Origin of the sequence: Duganella rhizosphaerae (assembly GCF_040364205.1) — a bacterium.
Classification (GTDB): Bacteria; Pseudomonadota; Gammaproteobacteria; order Burkholderiales; family Burkholderiaceae_D; genus Rugamonas; species Rugamonas rhizosphaerae.
Genome location: NZ_BPWK01000002.1, coordinates 615,661 through 636,729 on the forward strand (window position 1 = coordinate 615,661; position 21,069 = coordinate 636,729).

Below are 21,069 nucleotides of genomic sequence, written 5' to 3' on the forward strand. Positions count from 1 at the left end.
ATGAAAGGAAGATGGTTTCTAAAAAATATTGAGTATTTTTCATCGCGGAATTTTAAAAAGACTAACGAGCCGCGACAAGTTAGCAGTATACCTCAAGGTAATATTTTAGTATGGCGGCGAAAAATCCTTTATGAGTGATAGACAGTTGTACCGCACAGAAGCATTGAACGCCCGCCAGATTAAATGGCTCGGCGATATTATCTTAATTCGTCCAGTTGCTTTCACTTTTCTTTGTTTTCTGACCTGCCTGTGCGCACTTATCGTGTTGCTATTCCTGTTTTTCGGTACTTATACCAAACGGTCGACCGTGACGGGACAACTTGTTCCCGATCTTGGTTTAGTCAAGATCTACGTGCCTCAGTTCGGCATTGTCGTGAAAAAGAATGTGGTCGAAGGACAAGTCATCAAACAGGGCGACGTCCTATATGTACTGTCGAGCGAGAGGCGCAGCGATACCCAGGGGGGGGTGCAGGAGACTATCAGCAGCCAAGTTAGTACACGGCGCGACTCGCTGAGAAACGCGCTTGAAAAAACACGCAGGCTAAATGAAGACGAGCGAATTGCTACAGTGAAACGCATCGACGGCCTGGATTCAGAAATAGCCAAAATCGGCAACCAGATCGAGGGCCAAGCTAGCCGAGTCAAGCTGGCCGAGGAAGCCGTCGTACGAATGCGCGACCTCGAGGCCCAGCGCTTCATTTCAAAAGAACAACTGCAGCAGCGGCAGGCGGACTTGCTTGACCAGCGTGCGCGCCTACAATCGCTGGAACGCGACAGGATCAGTGTTAGGCGCGACCTAGCCAGCCAGCGCAGCGACCTGGCGAGTATGCCGTTGCGTCACGAGAACGTGTTGGCACAGATCGAGCGGGACATTATTAGCCTTGGTCAGGAACTCACCGAGAGCGAAGCCAAGCGCAGGCTCGAAATTACGGCTCCGGAGTCAGGCGTCGCGACAGCAGTCATGGCCGAAGTTGGCCAGACGGTCGACGGAGGTAAGCCGCTGGTAAGCATCGTCCCGATGGGCGCGACAATGCAGGCCTACTTGTATGCCCCCAGCCGTGCCATTGGATTTGTCCGCCCCGGTGACAAGGTATTGATGCGCTACCAGGCATATCCGTACCAAAAATTCGGCCAAGCGCAAGGAACGGTTGCGTACGCGGCCAAAGTGGCTCTCTCCAGCAGCGACCTGTTCGGCATGAGCGGCTCTTCCGGACAGGCGAGCGGCAGCGAGCCACTATACCGCGTCACTGTTAGCCTTTCTGAGCAAACGATTAAGGCGTATGGCCGTCCCCAGCTGCTACAAGCCGGCATGACGCTCGAGGCCGACATTCTGCAGGAAAAGCGTCGCCTATACGAATGGGTGCTCGAACCGCTGTATAGCCTCAGCGGTAAACTCTGATTGAGATACTCGATATGCGCTTTCTAAGTGATATTTTCAGCAACATCAAATTTGGGTATGGCAGCAAGCTGCCCGTAATTCTACAAACCCAAGCCACAGAATGTGGCCTGGCCTGCCTCGGCATGGTTGCGGGCTACCACGGCTTTCAGGCCGACCTGGCGACGCTTCGGCGGCGGTTCTCGATTTCGCTCAAGGGCGCCACGCTCGCGCACCTGATCAAGATGGCAAAACAGCTGGACATGGAATCGCGTCCGCTGAGAGTGGACCTCGAAGATCTCGACAGGTTGAAGCTCCCGTGCATCCTGCACTGGAACTTCAACCATTTCGTAGTGCTAAAGAAGGTGGGCGCCAAAAGTCTAACAATTCACGATCCTGCATCGGGCGTACGCGAGATCGCAATGGTCGAGCTATCGGCGGCATTTACCGGGGTGGCGCTCGAGTTGTGGCCGAGCCAAAATTTTGAGCCACAGGTACAAGTACAAACGATCCGACTGCGTTCGATGATGGGCAACGTCTCGGGCCTCGCGCGTTCATTCAGCCAGATCTTAATTCTGGCTGCGTCGCTCGAAGTGTTTGCTTTGATCAGTCCATTCTTCTTGCAATGGGTCATAGACAACGTCATCGTGTCCGGCGACCGTGACCTATTAACGACGCTAGCCCTTGGTTTCGGTCTGTTAATGCTCATGCAGCAAGCTGTCAGCACCATCCGTTCCTGGGTCATCATGTACATGTCCACCACACTCAATGTCCAGTGGCGTGCGAATGTCTTCACCCACCTGCTCCGGCTGCCCGTCGAGTACTTCGAAAAGCGCCACTTGGGTGACATCGTGTCCCGCTTCGGTACGGTCGACCAGATCCAGCATACGCTAACGACTTCCTTCTTGGAGGCGATCCTCGACGGCTTCATGTCGCTGGTGACACTGATCGTGATGTTCATCTACAGCACAACGCTTGGTTGGATCGCGGTCGGCACGATGACCCTATATGCACTTTCGCGCTGGGTTTGGTATCGGCCGCTACGCAGCGCCACTGAGGAGCAGATCGTCCACGCGGCTAAGCAGCAGAGTCACTTCTTGGAGACTGTACGTGGCGTAAAGGCAATCAAGCTGTTCCAACGCCATGATGAGCGCCGCGCCAGCTGGCTGACGCTGCTGGTCGACCAAATCAACGCAGACATCCGCACGCAAAAGCTGACGTTGCTGTACCGGACCGTGAACGGCGTGCTGTTCGGTATCGAAAACATCCTGATCATCTGGCTGGGCGCCAAGATGGTTCTAGACGGCGATTTCAGCGTCGGCGTCCTGATGGCGTTTAACGCGTATAAGGGACAGTTCGATGGCCGAGTCGGTTCGCTGATAGACAAGTTCTTCGAATTAAAGATGCTTCGCTTGCAGGTTGAGCGCCTGGCTGACATCGTCCTCACGGCCCCCGAATCCATGAATGGTTCTCATTTGATGGACGCAGCCGGCCTTGAACCTGTCATTGAAGTGAGTAACCTGCGCTACCGCTATGCTGAACAGGAGCCATGGGTGCTGGATGACGTGAATTTCCGGATCACGTCGGGCGAATCGGTGGCGATCGTGGGAGCATCCGGTTGTGGCAAGACCACCCTGATGAACGTGTTGCTTGGCATTTTGCCGCTGACCGATGGCAAGGTGACGGTGGGTGGTATCGATATTCAGCAGGTCGGCTGCGAGACCTTACGCCAGATGGTCGGCACGGTACTGCAAGAAGACGTGCTGTTCGCGGGATCGATTGCGGAAAACATCAGTTTCTTCGATCCGAGCGCCGATCAGGCCTGGGTCGAGGAATGTGCGCGCCTGGCAGCGATCGCGCTTGAAATCGCCGCGATGCCGATGGGTTATAACACCCTGGTCGGCGATATGGGCACTGTCCTGTCGGGCGGACAAAAACAACGCGTACTGCTGGCTCGCGCCTTGTACAAACGTCCCAAGATCCTGTTCCTTGACGAAGCTACGAGCCATCTGGATATCGCGAAGGAATACGAGGTCAACATCGCCGTGAAGGCGCTAAATATCACCCGGATCATCATCGCGCATCGCACGGAGACGATTGCATCAGCCAACCGAGTAATTGCCCTACAGGCAGGCAAAGTTGTCCACGACTCAGATGTAGCAGACCTGTATCAGGAATCAGCCAAACAAGTGGCCTGAGTCAGGTGATGGCAGTCATTCAGTGGTTGTTTGTTCATTTGCTCGCAGGATTGCTAGTCATTTAGCCGTCCTCCCTTCGGCAGAGCCGAACAATAAAGTCTCGGTACGAATTCGAAGGTTAACGAGATCCAGGATTTTGTTACTGGCTGGCTCTGGACTTACAATCATGAGCGGCCCAACATGGCCTGGGCGGGGTATCTTTGTAGCCCGGATGACCTCTACATCGCATGAATCGATGGCAGAAGTCGATTTCATCACTGCGGCTCCTTCAAAAACCAAACCAATGGGTTGCCCAGAGGCGTCACGGTTTAAGCGAGCAAGGCCGGCCTCCTCAAAAGACCGTAGCAACAACACATTTAGATCGTGCAGGCGCTTTGCTTCCTTTGCGAGTCCACGCCCACCCAACCAATAGAAAATCCAAGAGACCAGTGCTGAAATAACGCCACCGGCCACCGTGGAAACGATCGTGTTCGTATCCATAATTTTCCTTTAGGCCGAAGTCGGGTTAAGCAGTTGTATATTGAAGCCTTCCGGCCAGCCGTGGGGGGGGACGCGCAGCACATCGCCCAGAATCAACTCAGGGATCACATCAGCGTAGCCGTCGTCGGTACCAGACACCATCACTACCGCATGGTGCTTGCCGGTAGCAGCAGTGATCAGGTCAGCCAGCCGGGTTGACTCCCGACGCAGCTCAGCCACCCACGCAGAAACCTAATTGTCCAACATCACCTGCTGCTGCTTCTCTGTCAAAGCCATGGGATATTTTCCTTAGGGAGCCGCTGATCAATTCGTCTTTTTAGCGCAGAAGTGAACACCGAACGATCGAACAGCGCGCCGAGTGACGCGATTCTAATTCGATTTGACGCGATGTTTCACGCCTTTCGGCAGCCAAGACTGTTGGCGCCGACGCCAGATTGACCCATCGCGCCGATTATGCCTGACCCAGGTGCTGCCTCTGGGAGCCGCATGGGGCCTGCGTTTGCGCGAATTGGCCCGGGTCAACGAATCTCGGCCGTCTGGTTCAATTTGGCGTCGGCGCCAACAGTCGGATCGTCATTGGTACGGCCAACCGCGTTGCAAAGGCCGCATGACGAGGTATGCCTGCCCAGGACGGGCGCCGATAAAATCAGGGCCGCTTCAGCTGGTCGATAACGCTCGCCACCTTGGTGGTAATCATATCGACTGCCGGGCCATTAGCGCCGTGCGGGATGATGATGTCGGCGTTGCGCTTGGTCGGCTCGATGAATTGCTTGTGCATCGGGCGTACGGTTTCCAGATACTGGCTGACGACGCTTTCTACCGAGCGGCCGCGTTCGGTAATATCCCTTTGCATGCGGCGGATGAAGCGGATGTCGGAGGCGGTGTCGACATAGATCTTCAGCGACATCATGTCGCACAAGTCCGCGTCATACAGGGCAAACAGGCCTTCGATCACGATCACCGGGGCTGGCTTGACCGGAATGGTCCGGTCGGAGCGGTTGTGAAGCGTGAAGTCGTACTCTGGCATCTCGATCGATTCGCCATTGCGCAAGGCTTGGATATGTTGCACAAGCAATGACCATTCGAAAGCCTGCGGATGGTCGTAATTCTGCTGGGGGCGGACTTCAGGGGAGAGATGGGTTTGGTCGCAGTAGTAGTCGTCCTGCATCACGACCGAGACCATGTCAGCGCCAAACGCAGCTAGCACTTTCTGGGACACCGTGGACTTGCCACTGCCGCTACCGCCTGCGACGCCAATAATAAACGGTTGGAAAGAAATCGTATTCATGCCGAATGATACCGGAACCGCGACCGAACCGACAGGGACCGGGTAGTCCCCAATGAAGCTTTCCTGTGACGCAGACTGATGATTGCCTGTGAGTTGCTGCTTCTGGCCAGCTGCTTCAATCACATTTGGTTAGCAGAAATAGCGTTTGAAACGCTTTTGTACAGCGTGCGACCGCGTTCAGCGGCGGAAAAAGCGCAGAAATGACGGGTAGGATATGTGAGGTTAAGCATTTGAACCGCTGTCACAGGTTTCCTATCCTCAATCTAGTAATCACCATCACCGATATGAATTGTCGTTTAGGTAGTTGTAAATTGAAAACTTTCCATGCTGAGTAATCCTTATCCTGAGATAGTGTTTATCAGAATGATCGGGGTTTATAGATGAGTTCGTCGTAAATCCATCCGACATTCAATCGCCGGTTCTTTTTAATGATAGCCACGGATAATTCGGGCCAATGCGATATTTTAAAAATATTGACTAAGTGATAATTTTTAGGGGGATTAATGAGGGTAAATTGCGAATCGATTTTTCCGAAAAATTAGTGCTGGCGCGGCTCGCGGTCATGATAGGAATCCCCCTCTCCCCATTCGCGGGCACGCTTGAAAGGCCTTAGGCAAGCAAACTCATGACGGTGCTCAGCCGATTAATCTTGGCCGTGTTCTAGGATGACGATGGACAGCTCAACATCTACCAGGGCGGCACCAGCCAGCGCCATCTGATCACCATGCTGGGCTTGCACTCTTGCGGTCAGTATATGTCCTCCTCGTCGTCATTGTTTTCACGGTATCCATATCCGCTGTCGCGTTTCTCCCGCTGTTGTCGCGTCATATATTCTTCGTCGTCCTCCTCGGAGCCTGAGGGGGACGAATCTTCGTTGCCACCGTACTGATCGAATTCGTCTTCCTCGTCATCGTCGCTCCACGCGGACGGCTTGGTCGAGACGACCGTGGGGCTTGTGTCCATGTCCTCGTCGTCCTCATCCTCGTCGTCGGTCAGTTCCGCGCTGCTTGACGTGGCATTGATGGGCCAATTGGCGTTCGATGCGGTAAGGGGGTTGATGTTATTTTTCCTACCCTTTTTCAACCATGCCATGAGTATTACTTCGATTATTGTCGAGCGCACTATCCATGGATCGCGGCTTGGATGTATGGTGTGCAAATAGGCGGTGAGCTGGCCCAGTGTCAGCCGATACAGGTTGAACTTGTTTTTCTCGGTTTTCTAGGGGTCGTCCTTGTCCTTCGGCCACTGATAGATCACCATGACATCGTCTTCGGCTGCGAGGGGGGCTTGAAGATAGGTTGTTCGCATGGTCGCATAGACGTCCGTCTTGTCTCCATTGGACTTGGCTCCAGGGTCTTTGTGGGGAAATTTTCGAATTTTCGCTTTCTTTTTGTTGAGCTGCCATTCCTTCTCGTTAGGGTAGCGCAGTGCCGTCAGCGCCATGTCTTCGTTAGATGTGATGAACGCCGGGTCGAATAGATATTTTTTTGCACTGGCCACCGTAACTTGTTCGATAGGCCTTCCAGCTCCGGTTGTCGATGCCAAATCCCCCAGTTTCTTGCCCCATTTTGCCGTTGGTTTTGCCTCGCCGAGGCCAGGCGAGCAGAGATGAGCGTCCAGCGGATCCAATCGTCTTTTCCTCTCTTTTTCGTCCGTCTCATAGCCGGCACTCAACTCATCATTGAGTGCGACATTCGAGTCGCACATCACAAGTTCATAGCTGGGCCGCGATTTATAACTGAGCACTTGCGCGGCGCGCCGCGTCAACCCAAACCCCACAGCCGTTCCGCAGCTCCAGAATGCCAAGCCGACCTTTCCCTTCTTTAAGAGAGGCACGACATACTTTTTATAAGTCTTCCACTCGGATTTGTGTATCAACAAGTAGGTCGGTCGGTCTTGGGCATGGCGGAACCAGTGTAGTTGTTGCAGGTATTCCTCTGTAGTCAGGGTGGCAGGGCATCCTACCGATATCGCCAGGCAGATCTTGCGGTTTTGGTTGTTTTCGAGTGGAGTCGGCTTGACTTTGATCACTACTTCCAATTCCGATGTCGTCAGGCAATTGATGCGCCGGTTGTATAGCGCTTGGATCACCCCCTCGTTGCTATCGTTTAATTCTTCTCTGGGAACGTGGCACGGCTTATAGCGGAGCCCACTCGTATTGATATTTTTATCAAGCTCTTTTAGATAATTATGCTCGCAGGTGATCACGATATCGGTTGCCAATTTCTGGGTATTTAGTATGAGATAGTCTGCGGACGGAGGTTCGGACAGGGGCCGCTGCTTGCTATACTGGATGTTGCTATTGGATACGCCGCTATTAAGTTTGCTTTTCTTGTCGATCTGCGGATTGGTGAGGGGGACCGCTTCCTTGACAGCTTTCCTCTTTTTGTCTGACTTCGGTTTCACTTCAGGTTTTTTATCGGCGGGCTCAGAGCTCTCGGTCTTTTTCTTACTCAAAGGGGCGTTTGGCAGCCGCGTGCTATTGACCAACTTTGGTGACCGCTTCTGTTTTACGGAACGAGGCGGGCTTTGCGATCGCCGGGAGCAAGCTCCGCATAGATCCGAGTTTGCCGAAGCGGCAATCGGCTTCCTGCAGTCCGGATTACTGCATCTTCTCTGGTAGTTTGAACTTTCCAATTTATAGTCCCACCATATCGATACCGCACTTCATGACAACGCCAAGGCCAGTAATGCCGCTTTGGTGGGCTCGTCCATTTCTCCGGTTTGCGCCAGATTCCTGGCCTCCTGAAAGTCGCGGATCGCCGCCCTGGTCTTGGGGCCAGACTGCTGATCTTCAGCGCCGCAGTCATACCCGAGATTATTCAGTCGCGTTTGCCAGCCGGAGACTTCGTCTATCGGATAGGTGGAGCCAATGTTAAATACATGAATCTCCGGCCAAGTCCCCGGATGGAGGGTGATGGTCGCTTGCACAGTACCCGCTGGAACGGGCTGATCGACAAAGCCCAAGTCGTCGGTCATGCCGGCAATATCGGGCTGCGGGCTTTGCTTGTCGGTGGCCAGGCTAAGCAGGTAGGGCACCTGCGCTCTCGGTGTGTCGTCGAAGTGCAGGAAGCGAATGCGCAAACGTCGCGGCACGCCCAGTCGTCGCAGCGTGACCTGGTCGCCGGCAGCCACCGTAACGGCGGTCGGACGTATGGCCGGGATGACTACCTTGTCCTCTTCGCACAGGATGTGCATGTTGTCGTGGCGCTGCTGTTTCAACGCGGCGTTGGCGGGATGATCCCAAATGGTTTGCGGGAAAAAACCGTAACGCTCGGCGATCTTGCTCACGCATTCCCCCCGCTTGACCGAGTGAATCTGATCGCTTGCGGCTGTGGGGGGAGCAGGGCTTTGCCAATCGGCGGCGCCGTTGCAATTGGCTGCATCGTCCGACAAGGTGAGGGTACTGTCCACCAGCCATGCACTCTGGTCCAAGTGGTCAAGACTCAGCTGATAGCTGCCCGCGTCCAGGCCTTTAAAGCGATAAGTGCCTGTGGGGTCGGTCTTGCCGGTCAAGGCCTGTTGGTCGGCGCTGGTGATCAGCAGATCAACGCTATTCACGCCTGCGCCGTCCTCGTCAAGGACGATCACTTCGAGGACCTTTTTCTTTGCCTGAAGCGGGCAGGGCAAGATGGCAGCCTGCACCGACTTGCTGTCGCTGTATGCCTGCGCTGCCTTGTCGGCGCTTGCGAGGGGTGACTCAGCTTTGCTTGGAGAGTTCATGGCGATTATTTCGTTCGCATCAGGGGATGACTGTTGTGTTGCCAGGCGAGTGCCGGCGAGAGCGCGGGCGTGGATGCAGGAAGAAACTCCTCGTCTTGCCACAGGCTCCGGCTAAGGTGATAACTCAAGGGGTTCAACGAGAATATGCTTGCATCGGTGGTCGGTTCGACCGTGCGGTCGGCGCGTTGGGGACCCAGATAGTCGTGCGCCGGTTGCTGGGGAGGCTGCGCTGGCTGCAAGCCAAGCTGCTGTCGCAGCGCCAGATTTTGCGCTTCGATGCCTTGCCGATGCAGGCAGCTTTGCACCAGCCGATCTAGCCGATCGCCCGGCTGAGCCAAGCTGCTATCGGTGAGGATCTCGCGCATCCAAGATCGCTCGGGGTCGCCATCGAAATTCCATCCGTAGGTCGCCGCCAGGTTCAGGTAGCGGCATACCTGGCGCTGGCTGGTCAGCTGATAGCGGGCGGCGCGTTCAATGCAGGCGTTTATATGATCGCGCAGTTCATCCGGCGTGAGCGACCAGGCCAGGGCAGGGAAATGCGTGTGCAGGTGGGCGGCCATGGCCGCAACAAAATTATCGTGTGCCTGTTGAGCAAAAGTTTGCAGATGTGCCGGGCTGATGCGTTGCATTTATTCGTGCTCCTCCAGCTCGGCGCGTAGCTGAGCGAGTATGCGGGCAAGTTGCACCTGGCCTGTCGCCGGTCCGAAGTAATGGAGGCGGTGGCCGCTGGGTTGGGCGCCGGGGTTGAACGGCAGTTGTTGGTAGCCCAGCTTGGCCAGGGCGCGCTGCGAGGCGACGTTGGCCTGGTCGACCGTGCTGAAAATGTGCCGGATGCCAGACCTGTCGGCGAGCTGATGGAGCAGTTGCATCGCTTGCGTGCCATACCCTTGCCACTGAAATTCCTCCCCTATCCAAAAGTAGAACCGCGCGCCGTGGCTCCCCTGGGGCGCCAGTGCCCGCGGCGGGAATTCCAGGGATGCCACGCCTATCAGTCCAAGGTCGGGATGGAGGATGGCGAGGGGTTGTTTGTGAGCGGCCTGCTCTTGCAGTATCCACGTCCGTGCATGTTCGGTGCTTTCCAGGCATTCCACGTTTGCCGATTCGGCCAGCGCGGGATTGCGTTGCAAGCGGTAGAGCGCTTGCGCATGGTGGGGGCCCAAGAGGGTGGCGTAAACCGGTTGCGGCGACGTCAGCGCGCTCGGCGGCGTTCGCAATGTCTGTGCGCCCAATATGCTCTGGCATTGCGCCTGCCATGCGCGCAGCTCCGTCAGTTGTTCGTCCATGCGGGGCGCCGGCCGCGCCGGGGCTTGGCCACTCTCGTCGGTTTCCTCATCCTCCGCATCCTCGTCGAAAGCGCTGGCGCCATCTTCTTGACGCTCCGGCGCCAGCGTGATCGCGCGCGTCAGGTAATGTTCGGCTTTGGCGTACTCGGCCATCTGCCAATTGGCAATTCCCAGGTTGAAATACACGGCGCTTTTATTCTGTGCATGCTGCTGACCGGGATGCTCCAGGGACTGCAAGAGAAGATCAATCGCCCAGCGCCAGCGGGATAGTTCTCCAGCCAACATCGCCAGGTCGAAAGCGAGGTCGTAGTCCTCGCCTATGGGGAGGTGGTGGCGCCATACTTCCGCCAACGCCGAGTACCATGCGTTTTGTTGCGAGGCAGGGATCTGGGCCAATACATCGAACAGATACGGAAACATGAGGTAGAACAGCTTGGTGTCCCACTGGCCGAGGCGCAGGTAAGCCAGCATGTGTTCAGGACTCAGATACTGGGCCTGCTCCTCCAATGCTTGCTTGATGCTGTAATAGTCGTTGGGATTAAACTGCTGCAACGCCCGCTGAGCCGCCAAGGCCGTCTCACGCCACAACCTCGCTGACCGTGCCGGCGGTGTCTGCTGCATTGCTCCCTGCCAGCGCGCGGCAACGATGGTCAGATCATCCCGCGCGGCGGCCCAGCATTGGCCGCCTTGTTGTTGTATCAGTTGGCTGAGGACGTGGTAATTGACGGGGAAGGAAAAACTGCCGTGAAAAGCGATCTGCGGTTCGTGCTGGGCCACCAGCGCCCTGAGTTCGTGGCTACCGCGATCGGCACTGAGCAAGAACAACTCGCCTTGGTGCAGATTGCCAAGACGCTCCAGGGCCGTCAGCGCGAAGGAGGGAAACAGCATTGCACATGGCGGCCAGTTTTTTGCACAGGTTTCGATCAACTGGTTCCAGTGCGCGTTCGCATACGGCCCGCCGCTGATCCGTCGTTTCTGGTAATGCATCTGCAAGTGTTCTGGTGCATCCTCCAGTCCGATTTCCTCGTCCGGGTTGAGCGCAATCCATCCTTCGTAGATGCGTTCTTTATCCAGGAAAAATAAGTCTTGTCGCACTGCGCTGAAGACGTAATTGGCAATTACGACTGGTGGCAATTGCAGCGAGCCAGGGGAGAGTATTTTGTTTTGTTGTTGCAGGTGGAGGTGGGTATCTTCTTCCGCATCGAAACACGCATAGTCCAAGCGTCCTTCCGCGATGAAAGACTTCAGCTTGTCGTGTATGGGGTGTTGCCATGCCGCGACTGTGGCGCGGGAAAAATCCGTCATCACATAGCAGACCTTGTCGCCGGGTTCGCGAACCGCGTCAAATTCCGCAAAAAACTGCAGCAGAAAATGGTAGGAAAACCGCCCGCAACCCGCGCCGAGTTCAATCACGTACAAGGTCTGGTCGACGGTGCTGTGTTGCGCCTTAAGGTCGCGCCAGTAGCCGAGCACCATGTCTGCGTAGGCTCTGGCCATCACAGGATTGCTGCTGAGGTAGTGGGGAACCTGAGCTTCTGACCATGCCGCCAAACCTGCCTGTTCGTAGTACGAACGCTGCATTTGCCACAAATGTGAGTCGGCGAAAGCGGTATATGTCTCGGCTGCGGCAGGCGCAGCTGTAGGCGCCGTTAAGGCGCTGTCCGTATCTACGGATGAGTTTTTGTCCAGTTTGAACATCTTCGCAACCCCTTTGTCGGTGGCGCATGCGCGTGTCGCCGCTCCGATTTCGACAGACTTCCCACATAGTCCATCCATTTATATGAAATTGGCAACATGATTCTTCGTTTAACTGCGAGAAGATTTTTCCCGGATTTCGTCAAATATTTATATAAGCGCTTATGTAATTGGTGTTACTATCGCCACATGAAACAAGGACTCGGAACCCAACTACGACACCTGATCGAACTGCTCGACGGCGCGGTGCAGCAAGCCTATACCGACGCGGGCCTCGATTACCGGCCGCGCTACACGCCGGTGATGAAGGTACTGGCGCAGCAGCAAAGCGCGACCGTCGGCGAACTGGCCGAACTGGCCGGCATCACGCAACCTGCGGCCACGCAAACGGTGGCGCTGATGAAGAAGGAAGGCCTGCTGCTGGTGGTTGCCAGCGACGACGACGGCCGGCAGCGCGTGGTGCGCCTCAGCGAGCAGGGCGAGGCTTTGTTGCCTCATCTGCAGGCGTGCTGGCAGGCCACCAAGCGCGCGGCCGACAGCCTCGATGCTGAACTGGAGTTTCCATTGTCCGAGTGTCTGGCTCAAGCCATCGCCGTGCTGGAACAACGCTCCTTCGGCGACCGCATCCGCGCAGCAAACAAGAAAGTACGTCCAACTTCCTGAAGAAAGCGATTATGGAAACTACTCTGAACATGGCATCGAACAAACCGACCCTGGCCTCGCGTCTGATGGCAAATCCCGTGGTGCGCATCGTGCTCGGCCTGGTGCTGACCTTTGCCGCAGTGCCGCTGACGATGATCGTCGCCTCGCAGCTGGTCGCCAAGCCCTACCGCATCGCGTGGCCGCAACTGCTCGCTGCCGTGTTCGTGTGGTTCGGCTATCGCTTTTATGTACGCCGTATTGAAAAACGCCAGCCGACTGAACTGGCGACGCAGGGCATGGCGCGTGAAGTGGGCGCCGGCTTGCTGATCGGCGCCGCGCTGGTGATGTCCAGCTTTGCCGTGCTGGGGGCGCTCGGCGCCTACCGGTTCGAGGGCGTCAACGCGCTGAGCTTCGCGATGCTGTTGCCGTTGGCTGAACTGGTGCTGGTTGGCATGGCCGAGGAGATGATGTTCCGCGGCGTGATCTTCGGCGTGATCGAGCGCTCGCTGGGCAGCAAGCCTGCCATCGTGATTTCGGCGCTGCTGTTCAGCCTGGGCCATTTGCCGAATGAGGGCATGTCGATACTGGCGATCGCCTCGCTTGCCGCGTATGGCGTGCTGCAGGCAGCGCTCTACATGAAGACGCGCCGCTTGTGGATCTGCATCGGCACTCACATCGCATGGAACTATTGTGTCAGTACCGTGTTCTCGTCGACCGTGTCGGGCCACGCCGCCACCGATGGCTTGCTGCGCGGCGAGCTGGTGGGCGATGCCTTGTTGACCGGCGGTGTATTCGGCGTGGAGGCTTCGTTGATTGTGGTCTTGTTGATTGGCGCCGCCGCTGTGTTTTGCGTATGCAAGTTCACCACTTCAAATCCCGCCGGCGATGGCAACTGATTGATGCCATCCGTCCGATCCAGATCGGTTCTGCCAAGCACATGGTGATACGCGGCATATTTGGCGTTGGTCTCGCCGTATCGCAATGTCGGGATAATCAAGATGATCTCGCGTGCGCTCAGATACAGCCACTGCGGGCGGCTTTTTTCGGCAAAGTCCAGGCGCTCGGGCGCGCCTGAACCCGGGCGATAGGTGAGCACAAAACCTTGCAGGAAGTTGGCGGTGAACTCGCCCGATACGACCAGCGCACGGACTTTCTTGCCGACGCATTCAGCCCGGACGGCCGAACCCCTGGACTGTTCCGGATCGCCGAACACCGGGCTGTGCTTGCCGTCCCGCCGCAGGTAGTAGATATGCGTGTCCGCTATTTGCGCATCCCTGACGATAGCGATGCGTGTTCCGATATCGCATGCCTTGAACAACTCGACCGCATGCAGTGTTGACGTCGTCAATGCCAGAAGCAAGCTGATGGCTAACCTCATAGGACCATGTCCTTCAGAATTTGCATGGAGTCGGGATTTGCGGCCAGCTTGTCGGCCGCCGCCTGGATCTTGCTGAAGTAAAGGCCGTTCCTGATGCCGCGATAGTCCTTGAAGGCCTCTACGACGGGGAACTTCGCGCCGGCCGCCGTATTCTTTTTTATCAGCGCTTGCAGATAGGCGGTGCCGGTTCGGATGTTGGTGGCTTCGTCTACGAACTCCGGGCTGTCGTGGAAAGCATCGGCTTCGCGATAGAGTTCCGCCTCCGGCCGGCGGTCCTTGGGGGCTTTGGCGAGATTGGCCAGGCGCGCCAGTTCTCGAACGGGGGCTTTCAGCAATTGCATGAGTCCCCGGGCCGAGCTGCCTTGGGCGCGGGCGTTTTTATCAAATCGTGATTCCATGTAGATCTGGCAGATGATGATGTCGCTGCTTAGCGAGGATTGATTGTTTGCTTCAACGAGCTTGCGGATTTCGCGCAGCCTGGTCGAGTCGACGATTTCTTCAGTGGGATGTTCCATAATAAATTCTCCCGTAGCAGGCGCTAGTGATTCATTATTGTTTGGATGCGGGGGCGCGATTTGAGCCAGCGCAGGAGTCGATGGCGCGCTAGAATTGGATGTCGCCGACCGGGAGCCGAACATGGTTGCATCACCGCTGGAAATACGTCAGATGAATGAGGCCGAGCTTGAAGTCGTGCTGGGCTGGGCCGATGCCGAGGGCTGGAATCCCGGCCTGCATGACGCTGCATGTTTTTATGCCGCCGACCCTGGTGGATTCCTGGCCGGGGTGCTGGAAGGCGAGCTGGTTGGTAGTATTTTTGCGGTGAAGTATGGCGCCGGTTTTGGCTTCATCGGCGGCTACATCGTCAGGCCTGCCTGGCGGGGCCATGGCCATGGCTGGGCGCTGTGGCAGGCTGCGATGGCGCGGCTGGCCGGCCGCAACGTCGGGCTCGATGGCGTGGTGGCGCAGCAGGCCAACTATGCCAGGTCAGGCTTCCGTCTCGCGCATCGCAATTTCCGATACGAAGGGCGGGGCAGTGGGCGGCCCATGGATGCGTGTCCAGCGATACCGCTGTCCGCGTTGGGCGAGGAGGAAATCCGCCGCTACGATCGCAGCTTCTTCCCGGAGGAGCGCGACCGCTTCCTGCATGAATGGGTGGGGCAGCGGCAGCATATCGCGCTGGGTGTCGTGGGCGCGCAGGGGCTGGCCGGTTACGCGGTGGCGCGGCCGTGCCGCACAGGCTACAAAGTCGGCCCGCTGTTTGCAGATACGCCGGCCGTGGCCGAGCAGCTGTTTGCCAGCGTGCTGGGCAAGCTGGCGCCGGATGTGACCGTATTTCTTGATGTCCCTGAACTGAACCCGGCGGCCGTTGCGCTGGCCGAGCGTCATCAGATGCAGCGCTGCTTCGAGACTGCGCGCATGTACACGCGTGAGCAGCCCGAAATAAGCATGGACCGGCAGTACGGCATCACCAGCTTCGAACTGGGCTGAGCAGGAGCTGCATAGCGGCTCGCCGGACGTCTCCTTCGACGCCGCCAATTTCAGTGGCGCCGGCATCATCATCATCATCGACGGCCATCACGCCACGGCCAACGACAGCGTCAGAATTCGACAAATTTGTCCAAAGCCTCCATTGGGTTGTGGCGCGCGCTCGTCTAGCATGCTTGTCTGGTGGCTAACTAAATGAATTGATGGATGAGGTGAGTTTTGAAAAGAATAAATTTCACTGACAATTTGTTTTTTAGAGTTGTGCTGCTGTTGGCCGCTGGCCTGATCGCATGTCGGGCCGTTATCGGGTTTATAGATAACGACGTCAGCATCGGTTTCGTACATTTTGGGGGCGCAATCATTTTTATGATGCTGGCAGTCAGCGACATTCAATCTATATGGCGTCAGCGGCACCGCTCCCTTGGTTCTCTATGGGACTCACAGCCGCGAACAGGCGTTTCAGTCGTAAAGGCGACGCTGTTGCTCTTGGCATACGGGTTTATTCTCATTGGTATTTTCGGATAGTCTCCAAAAAAACAGGGAAGTATATGCAAAGCTTACTCCGCGAAAAATCGCATCAAAGTGCCGCTGTTCCAACCGATGATCCGAGTATCATCAAGGTCTCGCCTCCAGCCGATCCGAGTCTGGTTCCCGAGAAAGTAGCACAAGGAATGCTGGGAGGACATTCCTCAGATAATTGCGCCAATTCAAAACTCCCACAACGTGATCCTATAGCGAAAAAAAGCTCGCCGAAGCGAGCTTTCTTGTGATGCTGGAACCTTGATTAGAACTGGTTCATGGTGTTGTCTTTACCAGCGGCCTTCAGGGCTGCTTCGCCGCTGAAGTAATCCTTGTGGTCGTCGCCGATGTCCGAGCCGGACATGTTCTGGTGCTTGACGCAAGCGATGCCTTGACGGATCTCTTTGCGCTGCACGCCAGCCACGTAGCCCAGCATGCCCTGGTCGCCGAAGTATTCCTTGGCCAGGTTGTCGGTCGACAGCGCGGCGGTGTGGTAGGTCGGCAGCGTGATCAGGTGATGGAAGATGCCGGCTTCGCGGGCTGCATCAGCCTGGAAGGTGCGGATCTTTTCATCGGCGGTGATCGCCAGTTCGGTCGTGTCGTATTCCACGCTCATCAGCTGGCTGCGTTCGTAGGCCGATACATCCTTGCCTTCTGCCTTCATCGCGTCGTACACCTGCTGGCGGAAGTTCAGCGTCCAGTTGAACGACGGGCTGTTGTTGTACACCAGCTTGGCGTTAGGGATGACCTTGCGGATTTCGCTGACCATGCCGCCGATCTGGGCGATATGCGGTTTTTCGGTTTCGATCCACAGCAGGTCGGCGCCGTTTTGCAGCGAGGTGATGCTGTCGAGGACGCAGCGCGCTTCGCCGGTGTCGGCGCGGAACTGGAACAGGTTGCTTGGCAGGCGCTTAGGACGCAGCAGCTTGCCTTCGCGCTTGATGATCACGTCGCCGTTGCCCAGCGCGTCGGCCGACACTTCTTCGCAGTCGAGGAAGGAGTTGTATTGGTCGCCCAGGTCGCCTGGCGTGTTGGTCACGGCGATCTGCTTGGTCAGGCCTGCGCCCAGCGAGTCGGTACGGGCGACGATGATGCCGTCGTCCACGCCCAGTTCCAGGAAGGCGTAGCGGATCGCGCGGATCTTGGCCAGGAAGTCTTCGTGCGGCACGGTGACCTTGCCGTCCTGGTGACCGCATTGCTTTTCGTCCGACACCTGGTTCTCAACCTGGATGCAGCAGGCGCCGGCTTCGATGAATTGCTTGGCCAGCAGGTAGGTCGCTTCGGCGTTGCCGAAACCGGCGTCGATGTCGGCGATGATAGGCACGACGTGGGTGACGTGGCCGTCAATCTGGGCCTGGATGGCTGCCTTGGCAGGGCCTTCGGCGGCGTCCAGCTGGCGGAACAGGCCGCCCAGTTCGCGGGCGTCGGCCTGGCGCAGGAAGGTGTACAGCTCTTTGATCAGCGCCGAGACGGCGGTTTTTTCGTGCATCGACTGGTCAGGCAGCGGGCCGAACTCGGAGCGCAGCGCGGCAACCATCCAGCCCGACAGGTAGAGGTAGCGGCGGTCGGTGCTGTTGAAGTGCTTCTTGATCGAGATCATCTTCTGTTGACCGATGAAACCGTGCCAGCAGCCCAGCGACTGGGTGTACTTGGATGGATCCGCATCGTAGGCGGCCATGTCGGCGCGCATGATCTTGGCGGTGTACTTGGCGATGTCCAGCCCGGTCTTGAATTTGTTCTGCGCACGCATGCGGGCGGCCGACTCGGGATTGATGGCGTTCCAGGCGCTGCCTTGTTGCTCTTTCAAACCAGCAACTGCCTTGATGTCGTCTTGATATTGGGACATGTGTATCTCCTAAAAATAAAGCAAGTTTGAGAAAATCGTCGAGTGAGCCGCTGCGTCTTTGTTGAAGCAAACTGCATGACTAAATAGTAGGCCATTCTGGTGCACTGCATCAAGGTCTTATATAAGACATATAACTAAATTTAATCTGTTATTTTTCAATGACTTGAGTATTGATTTTTGGGATGTGAAACGAATTTTCAAAAGGTGAGCTAAAAGCCTCGTCAAGTTTTCGACGGAGATTTCGCGATGTGAAACGATTTTTCAGCTTTTGAGCTGGCTGGGCTATCGGCGACGTCAGCAATATTGCGCGCCGGTTAATGAATCTTTGTCAGCTATGTGCAACCGTGTTGTCATATTTGCTCGTTATCCTTACCGCTTCCTTGCATACGAGAGCCCAGCCGATGTCCATCAGCCGCCGCAAATTCCTCCGCTACGCCGCCGGCGCGGGGGCGACCGCCACTTCCATGTTCCCCGACCTGATCCGCCAGGCGCTGGCGGTACCCGCCAATAACGTCACCGGCACCCTGGCCGACGTCGAGCACGTGGTCATCTTCATGCAGGAGAACCGTTCCTTCGACCATTACTTCGGCACCTTGCCCGGCGTGCGCGGCTTCGACGATCCGCGCGCCATCGACCTGCCGGACGGCCGCCCGGTCTGGTACCAGCCGGACGGCACCGGCGGCTACGTGCTGCCTTTCCATTTCGACGCCAAGAACACCAGCGCGCTGTCGGTCGGCACCAACCACACTTGGAAGGGTTCGCAAGCCACCTGGCAGGGCTGGGATGCCTGGGTCAAGCAAAAGACGCCGCAGTCGATGGGCTATTTCGACCGCGGCGACCTGCCGTTCTATTACGCGCTGGCCGACGCCTTCACCATCTGCGACGCCTACCACTGCTCGATATTCGGCGCCACCGATCCGAACCGCCTGTACTCGCTCACCGGCAGCAACCAGGGCTGGATGGGCGCGATGGGCGGCCTGTACAACATCAGCGCCGCCGGCTACTACAACGCCGACCCGGCCGGCGACAACGTCACGGCCAGCGTCACCGCCAGCGCGCCCAACTGGCGCACCTACGCCGAAGTGCTGGAGGCGAACCAGGTGAGCTGGAAGGTGTATCAGGAGTGGGACAACTACGGCGACAACTACCTGGCCTACTTCAAGAACTTCCGCGTCAACGCCGACGGCAGCCATCTCAGTCCCAACGCGCCCTTGTACCAGAAGGCGCGCACGCTGGCGCCCGGTTCCACCGCCGCCAACTCCACCGGCACCACCGGCGACTGGCTGGTCAACGCCTTCGCCGATGACGTGCGCAACAACCGCCTGCCGCAGGTGTCGTGGATCTGCTCGCCGAACGACTACACCGAGCACGCGCCCAACTCGCCCAACGCCGGCGAGAACATCACGGCGCGCCTGCTGGCCGCGCTGGTGGCCAATCCGGAAGTCTGGTCCAAGACCGTGTTCCTGTTGATGTACGACGAAAACGACGGCTTCTTCGACCACGTGCCGCCCGATATCGCGCCGCTCAACGACAGCATGGGCAAGACCACGCTGGCCGATATCGGCACGCATGAAAACTATCAGGGCGTGCCGGTGGGCCTGGGGCCGCGCGTACCGATGCTGGTGATTTCGCCGTGGAGCAAGGGCGGCCGCGTGTGCTCGCAGTTGTTCGACCACACCTCCAAGATCCGCTTCCTGGAAGAGTGGCTGGTGGCGGGACGCGGCAAGGCGCGCGCGAACGTCCAGTGCGACCTGATCTCGCCGTGGCGCCGCGCCGTGTGCGGCGACCTCACCTCGGCCTTCGATTTCAGCGCGCCCAACAGCAGCTGGCCCGCCAGCGTGCCGAAGACGGCGGCCTACCAGCGTGTGTCCGGCAAGCCGTATCCGACGCCGCCGGTGGTGCAATCGCTGCCGAGGCAGGAGCCCAGCACCAGCGCGCCCGGTCCGCGCATCGCCTGCGCGTTGCCGTACGAGTTGTCGGTGCAGGGCCGGCTGGCCGGCGCCACGCAGTTCGAGCTCAGCTTCGCCAACAGCGGCCAGGCCGGCGCGGCTTTCATCGTGTACTCCAGCCTGCGCAGCGACGGCCCGTGGTATTACACGGTCGAAGCGGACAAGGAAATCGCCCACGAAATGTGGAACTGGACCGGCGCCGCCTACGACCTCAGCGTGCACGGCGCCAATGGCTACCTGCGCCGGTTCAAAGGCGCGCTGGCCATCGCCGGCGGCGCGCGGCCGGAACTGCAAACCCGCTACGACCGCAGCAACGGCGACATCAGCCTGGTGCTGTCCAACCTGGAGGGAACGCAGGCGTGCAGCTTCACCGTCACCGACAATGCCTACGGCGCGGCGGTGGCCAGCTACAGCGTGGCCGCGGGCCAGACCTTGTCGGTGCCTTGCAATCTGTCCGGCAGTTTCGGCTGGTACGATTTCAGCGTCACCAGCAACGCCGATCCGCAATGGCTGCGGCGCGCCGCCGGCCACGTGGAAACCGGACAGGCCAGCCACACCGATCCGATGATAGGCACCAACCGCGTCAAGATCTTTCTCAGCACCGGCACGCCCAACGTGACGCGCGGCGGCGCCGCCGTGTTCGGCTACACGGCGCCGCCGGGCAAGATCGACGCTAAGAACTGGATCGGTTTGTACGCGGCCGGCACCTCGCCGGGCAAAGGCAATGCGGTGCAGTGGGCGTATGCGCCCAACTTCAGCGGCAGCGTGTCGTTCAATACCAGCGCGCTGGCGGTGGGCGAGTACAACGCCTGGTATCTGTACCAGAATGCGTTTGTGGTGCTGGGCGGCCCGGTCGCGGTCAGCGTGAATCAGCTGACGGCCTCGGCCGCCAGCGTCAAGCCGGGCGTGGCGATCGTCTTCAACTATGCGCTGCCGGCCGCCAAGGTCAGCAGCACCAACTGGATCGGCATCTGGAAGGCGGGCGTGGCGCCGGGCGGCGGTGGCTACATCGCGTGGCAGTACGTGACCGCCGCCAGCGGCAGCGCCAGTTTCGATACCAGCAAACTTGCATCCGGCAACTATAGCGCGTGGTGCCTCTACAACGACGGCTACGCGCTCCTCGCTGGTCCCGCCAACTTCAGCGTCGCCTGAACCGTCCAGCACACTTCCGAGGTGTGGTGAAATCGCACCACACCTCCGGCATCGAT

At 57.9% G+C, this 21,069-nt stretch carries 17 protein-coding genes; 6 read left to right on the top strand and 11 right to left on the bottom strand.

Annotation, left to right across the window (positions count from 1 at the left end; translation table 11 throughout):
- Nucleotides 1-130 precede the first annotated feature (130 nt).
- Together RUGAMON1_RS06545 and RUGAMON1_RS06550 are read left to right on the top strand one after the other, a co-directional pair.
- On the top strand, nt 131-1,399 hold the full coding sequence (locus RUGAMON1_RS06545; protein ID WP_445229728.1) for an HlyD family secretion protein: 1,269 nt from the start codon (nt 131-133) through the stop codon (nt 1,397-1,399).
- Nucleotides 1,400-1,413: 14 nt separating this feature from the next.
- The gene (locus RUGAMON1_RS06550) at nt 1,414-3,573 is read left to right on the top strand and encodes a peptidase domain-containing ABC transporter (protein ID WP_445229729.1); all 2,160 of its coding nucleotides are present in this window, start codon (nt 1,414-1,416) and stop codon (nt 3,571-3,573) included.
- A gap of 57 nt (nt 3,574-3,630) precedes the next feature.
- Here the strand turns inward: RUGAMON1_RS06550 and RUGAMON1_RS06555 are convergent, their stop codons facing one another.
- From RUGAMON1_RS06555 to RUGAMON1_RS06590, 8 genes are all read right to left on the bottom strand, one after another.
- On the bottom strand, nt 3,631-4,053 hold the full coding sequence (locus tag RUGAMON1_RS06555) for a hypothetical protein (RefSeq protein ID WP_445229730.1): 423 nt from the start codon (nt 4,051-4,053) through the stop codon (nt 3,631-3,633).
- Nucleotides 4,054-4,062: 9 nt separating this feature from the next.
- Complete coding sequence (locus RUGAMON1_RS06560) at nt 4,063-4,272, bottom strand: hypothetical protein (RefSeq protein WP_445229731.1); 210 nt, start codon at nt 4,270-4,272, stop codon at nt 4,063-4,065.
- Nucleotides 4,273-4,699: 427 nt separating this feature from the next.
- Nucleotides 4,700-5,341, bottom strand: coding sequence for a uridine kinase (udk, locus tag RUGAMON1_RS06565; RefSeq protein WP_026335110.1), 642 nt, complete (start codon nt 5,339-5,341; stop codon nt 4,700-4,702).
- A 747-nt stretch (nt 5,342-6,088) separates the two neighbouring features.
- On the bottom strand, nt 6,089-6,433 hold the full coding sequence (locus tag RUGAMON1_RS06570) for a hypothetical protein (RefSeq protein ID WP_445229732.1): 345 nt from the start codon (nt 6,431-6,433) through the stop codon (nt 6,089-6,091).
- Nucleotides 6,434-6,559: 126 nt separating this feature from the next.
- On the bottom strand, nt 6,560-7,798 hold the full coding sequence (locus RUGAMON1_RS06575) for a hypothetical protein (protein ID WP_445229733.1): 1,239 nt from the start codon (nt 7,796-7,798) through the stop codon (nt 6,560-6,562).
- Nucleotides 7,799-8,008: 210 nt separating this feature from the next.
- Nucleotides 8,009-9,064: a peptidoglycan-binding protein gene (locus tag RUGAMON1_RS06580; protein WP_445229734.1), complete on the bottom strand. Its 1,056-nt coding sequence runs from the start codon at nt 9,062-9,064 to the stop codon at nt 8,009-8,011.
- 5 nt (nt 9,065-9,069) lie between these two features.
- Nucleotides 9,070-9,693 carry a hypothetical protein gene (locus RUGAMON1_RS06585; protein ID WP_445229735.1) on the bottom strand — a complete coding sequence of 208 codons (624 nt, stop codon included), beginning with the start codon at nt 9,691-9,693 and terminating at the stop codon, nt 9,070-9,072.
- A complete protein-coding gene (locus RUGAMON1_RS06590; RefSeq protein WP_445229736.1) occupies nt 9,694-12,045 on the bottom strand; it encodes a GNAT family N-acetyltransferase in 2,352 nt (783 codons plus the stop codon).
- A 186-nt stretch (nt 12,046-12,231) separates the two neighbouring features.
- Here RUGAMON1_RS06590 and RUGAMON1_RS06595 point away from each other — a divergent pair, with 186 nt between their 5' ends.
- Nucleotides 12,232-12,705: a MarR family winged helix-turn-helix transcriptional regulator gene (locus RUGAMON1_RS06595; RefSeq protein WP_445229737.1), complete on the top strand. Its 474-nt coding sequence runs from the start codon at nt 12,232-12,234 to the stop codon at nt 12,703-12,705.
- Nucleotides 12,706-12,716: 11 nt separating this feature from the next.
- On the top strand, nt 12,717-13,580 hold the full coding sequence (locus RUGAMON1_RS06600; RefSeq protein ID WP_445229738.1) for a CPBP family intramembrane glutamic endopeptidase: 864 nt from the start codon (nt 12,717-12,719) through the stop codon (nt 13,578-13,580).
- A gap of 478 nt (nt 13,581-14,058) precedes the next feature.
- Here the strand turns inward: RUGAMON1_RS06600 and RUGAMON1_RS06605 are convergent, their stop codons facing one another.
- A complete protein-coding gene (locus RUGAMON1_RS06605) occupies nt 14,059-14,577 on the bottom strand; it encodes a transglycosylase SLT domain-containing protein (protein WP_445229739.1) in 519 nt (172 codons plus the stop codon).
- A gap of 94 nt (nt 14,578-14,671) precedes the next feature.
- On the opposite strand from RUGAMON1_RS06605, the gene RUGAMON1_RS06610 reads away from it, so the two are divergent.
- A complete protein-coding gene (locus tag RUGAMON1_RS06610) occupies nt 14,672-15,550 on the top strand; it encodes a GNAT family N-acetyltransferase (protein ID WP_445229740.1) in 879 nt (292 codons plus the stop codon).
- Between the two features lie 87 nt (nt 15,551-15,637).
- On the opposite strand, the gene RUGAMON1_RS06615 is transcribed toward RUGAMON1_RS06610, so the two are convergent.
- Nucleotides 15,638-15,892: a hypothetical protein gene (locus RUGAMON1_RS06615; protein ID WP_445229741.1), complete on the bottom strand. Its 255-nt coding sequence runs from the start codon at nt 15,890-15,892 to the stop codon at nt 15,638-15,640.
- Nucleotides 15,893-16,331: 439 nt separating this feature from the next.
- The gene (locus RUGAMON1_RS06620; RefSeq protein ID WP_445229742.1) at nt 16,332-17,912 is read right to left on the bottom strand and encodes an isocitrate lyase; all 1,581 of its coding nucleotides are present in this window, start codon (nt 17,910-17,912) and stop codon (nt 16,332-16,334) included.
- A gap of 401 nt (nt 17,913-18,313) precedes the next feature.
- Between RUGAMON1_RS06620 and RUGAMON1_RS06625 the strand changes: the two genes are divergently transcribed.
- Entirely contained in the window at nt 18,314-21,013 is a 2,700-nt protein-coding gene (locus RUGAMON1_RS06625) for a phosphocholine-specific phospholipase C (RefSeq protein ID WP_445229743.1), read from the top strand.
- Nucleotides 21,014-21,069 lie beyond the last annotated feature (56 nt).

Excerpts from the sequence above, each read along its gene's own strand:
- RUGAMON1_RS06545 (WP_445229728.1), top strand. The coding sequence starts at position 131 with ATGAGTGATAGACAGTTGTACCGCACAGAAGCATTGAACGCCCGCCAG.
- RUGAMON1_RS06550 (WP_445229729.1), top strand. The coding sequence starts at position 1,414 with ATGCGCTTTCTAAGTGATATTTTCAGCAACATCAAATTTGGGTATGGC.
- RUGAMON1_RS06555 (WP_445229730.1), bottom strand. The coding sequence starts at position 4,053 with ATGGATACGAACACGATCGTTTCCACGGTGGCCGGTGGCGTTATTTCA.
- udk (WP_026335110.1), bottom strand. The coding sequence starts at position 5,341 with ATGAATACGATTTCTTTCCAACCGTTTATTATTGGCGTCGCAGGCGGT.
- RUGAMON1_RS06570 (WP_445229732.1), bottom strand. The coding sequence starts at position 6,433 with ATGGCATGGTTGAAAAAGGGTAGGAAAAATAACATCAACCCCCTTACC.
- RUGAMON1_RS06580 (WP_445229734.1), bottom strand. The coding sequence starts at position 9,064 with ATGAACTCTCCAAGCAAAGCTGAGTCACCCCTCGCAAGCGCCGACAAG.
- RUGAMON1_RS06585 (WP_445229735.1), bottom strand. The coding sequence starts at position 9,693 with ATGCAACGCATCAGCCCGGCACATCTGCAAACTTTTGCTCAACAGGCA.
- RUGAMON1_RS06590 (WP_445229736.1), bottom strand. The coding sequence starts at position 12,045 with ATGTTCAAACTGGACAAAAACTCATCCGTAGATACGGACAGCGCCTTA.
- RUGAMON1_RS06595 (WP_445229737.1), top strand. The coding sequence starts at position 12,232 with ATGAAACAAGGACTCGGAACCCAACTACGACACCTGATCGAACTGCTC.
- RUGAMON1_RS06600 (WP_445229738.1), top strand. The coding sequence starts at position 12,717 with ATGGAAACTACTCTGAACATGGCATCGAACAAACCGACCCTGGCCTCG.
- RUGAMON1_RS06605 (WP_445229739.1), bottom strand. The coding sequence starts at position 14,577 with ATGGAACATCCCACTGAAGAAATCGTCGACTCGACCAGGCTGCGCGAA.
- RUGAMON1_RS06615 (WP_445229741.1), bottom strand. The coding sequence starts at position 15,892 with ATGTACGAAACCGATGCTGACGTCGTTATCTATAAACCCGATAACGGC.
- RUGAMON1_RS06620 (WP_445229742.1), bottom strand. The coding sequence starts at position 17,912 with ATGTCCCAATATCAAGACGACATCAAGGCAGTTGCTGGTTTGAAAGAG.
- RUGAMON1_RS06625 (WP_445229743.1), top strand. The coding sequence starts at position 18,314 with ATGTCCATCAGCCGCCGCAAATTCCTCCGCTACGCCGCCGGCGCGGGG.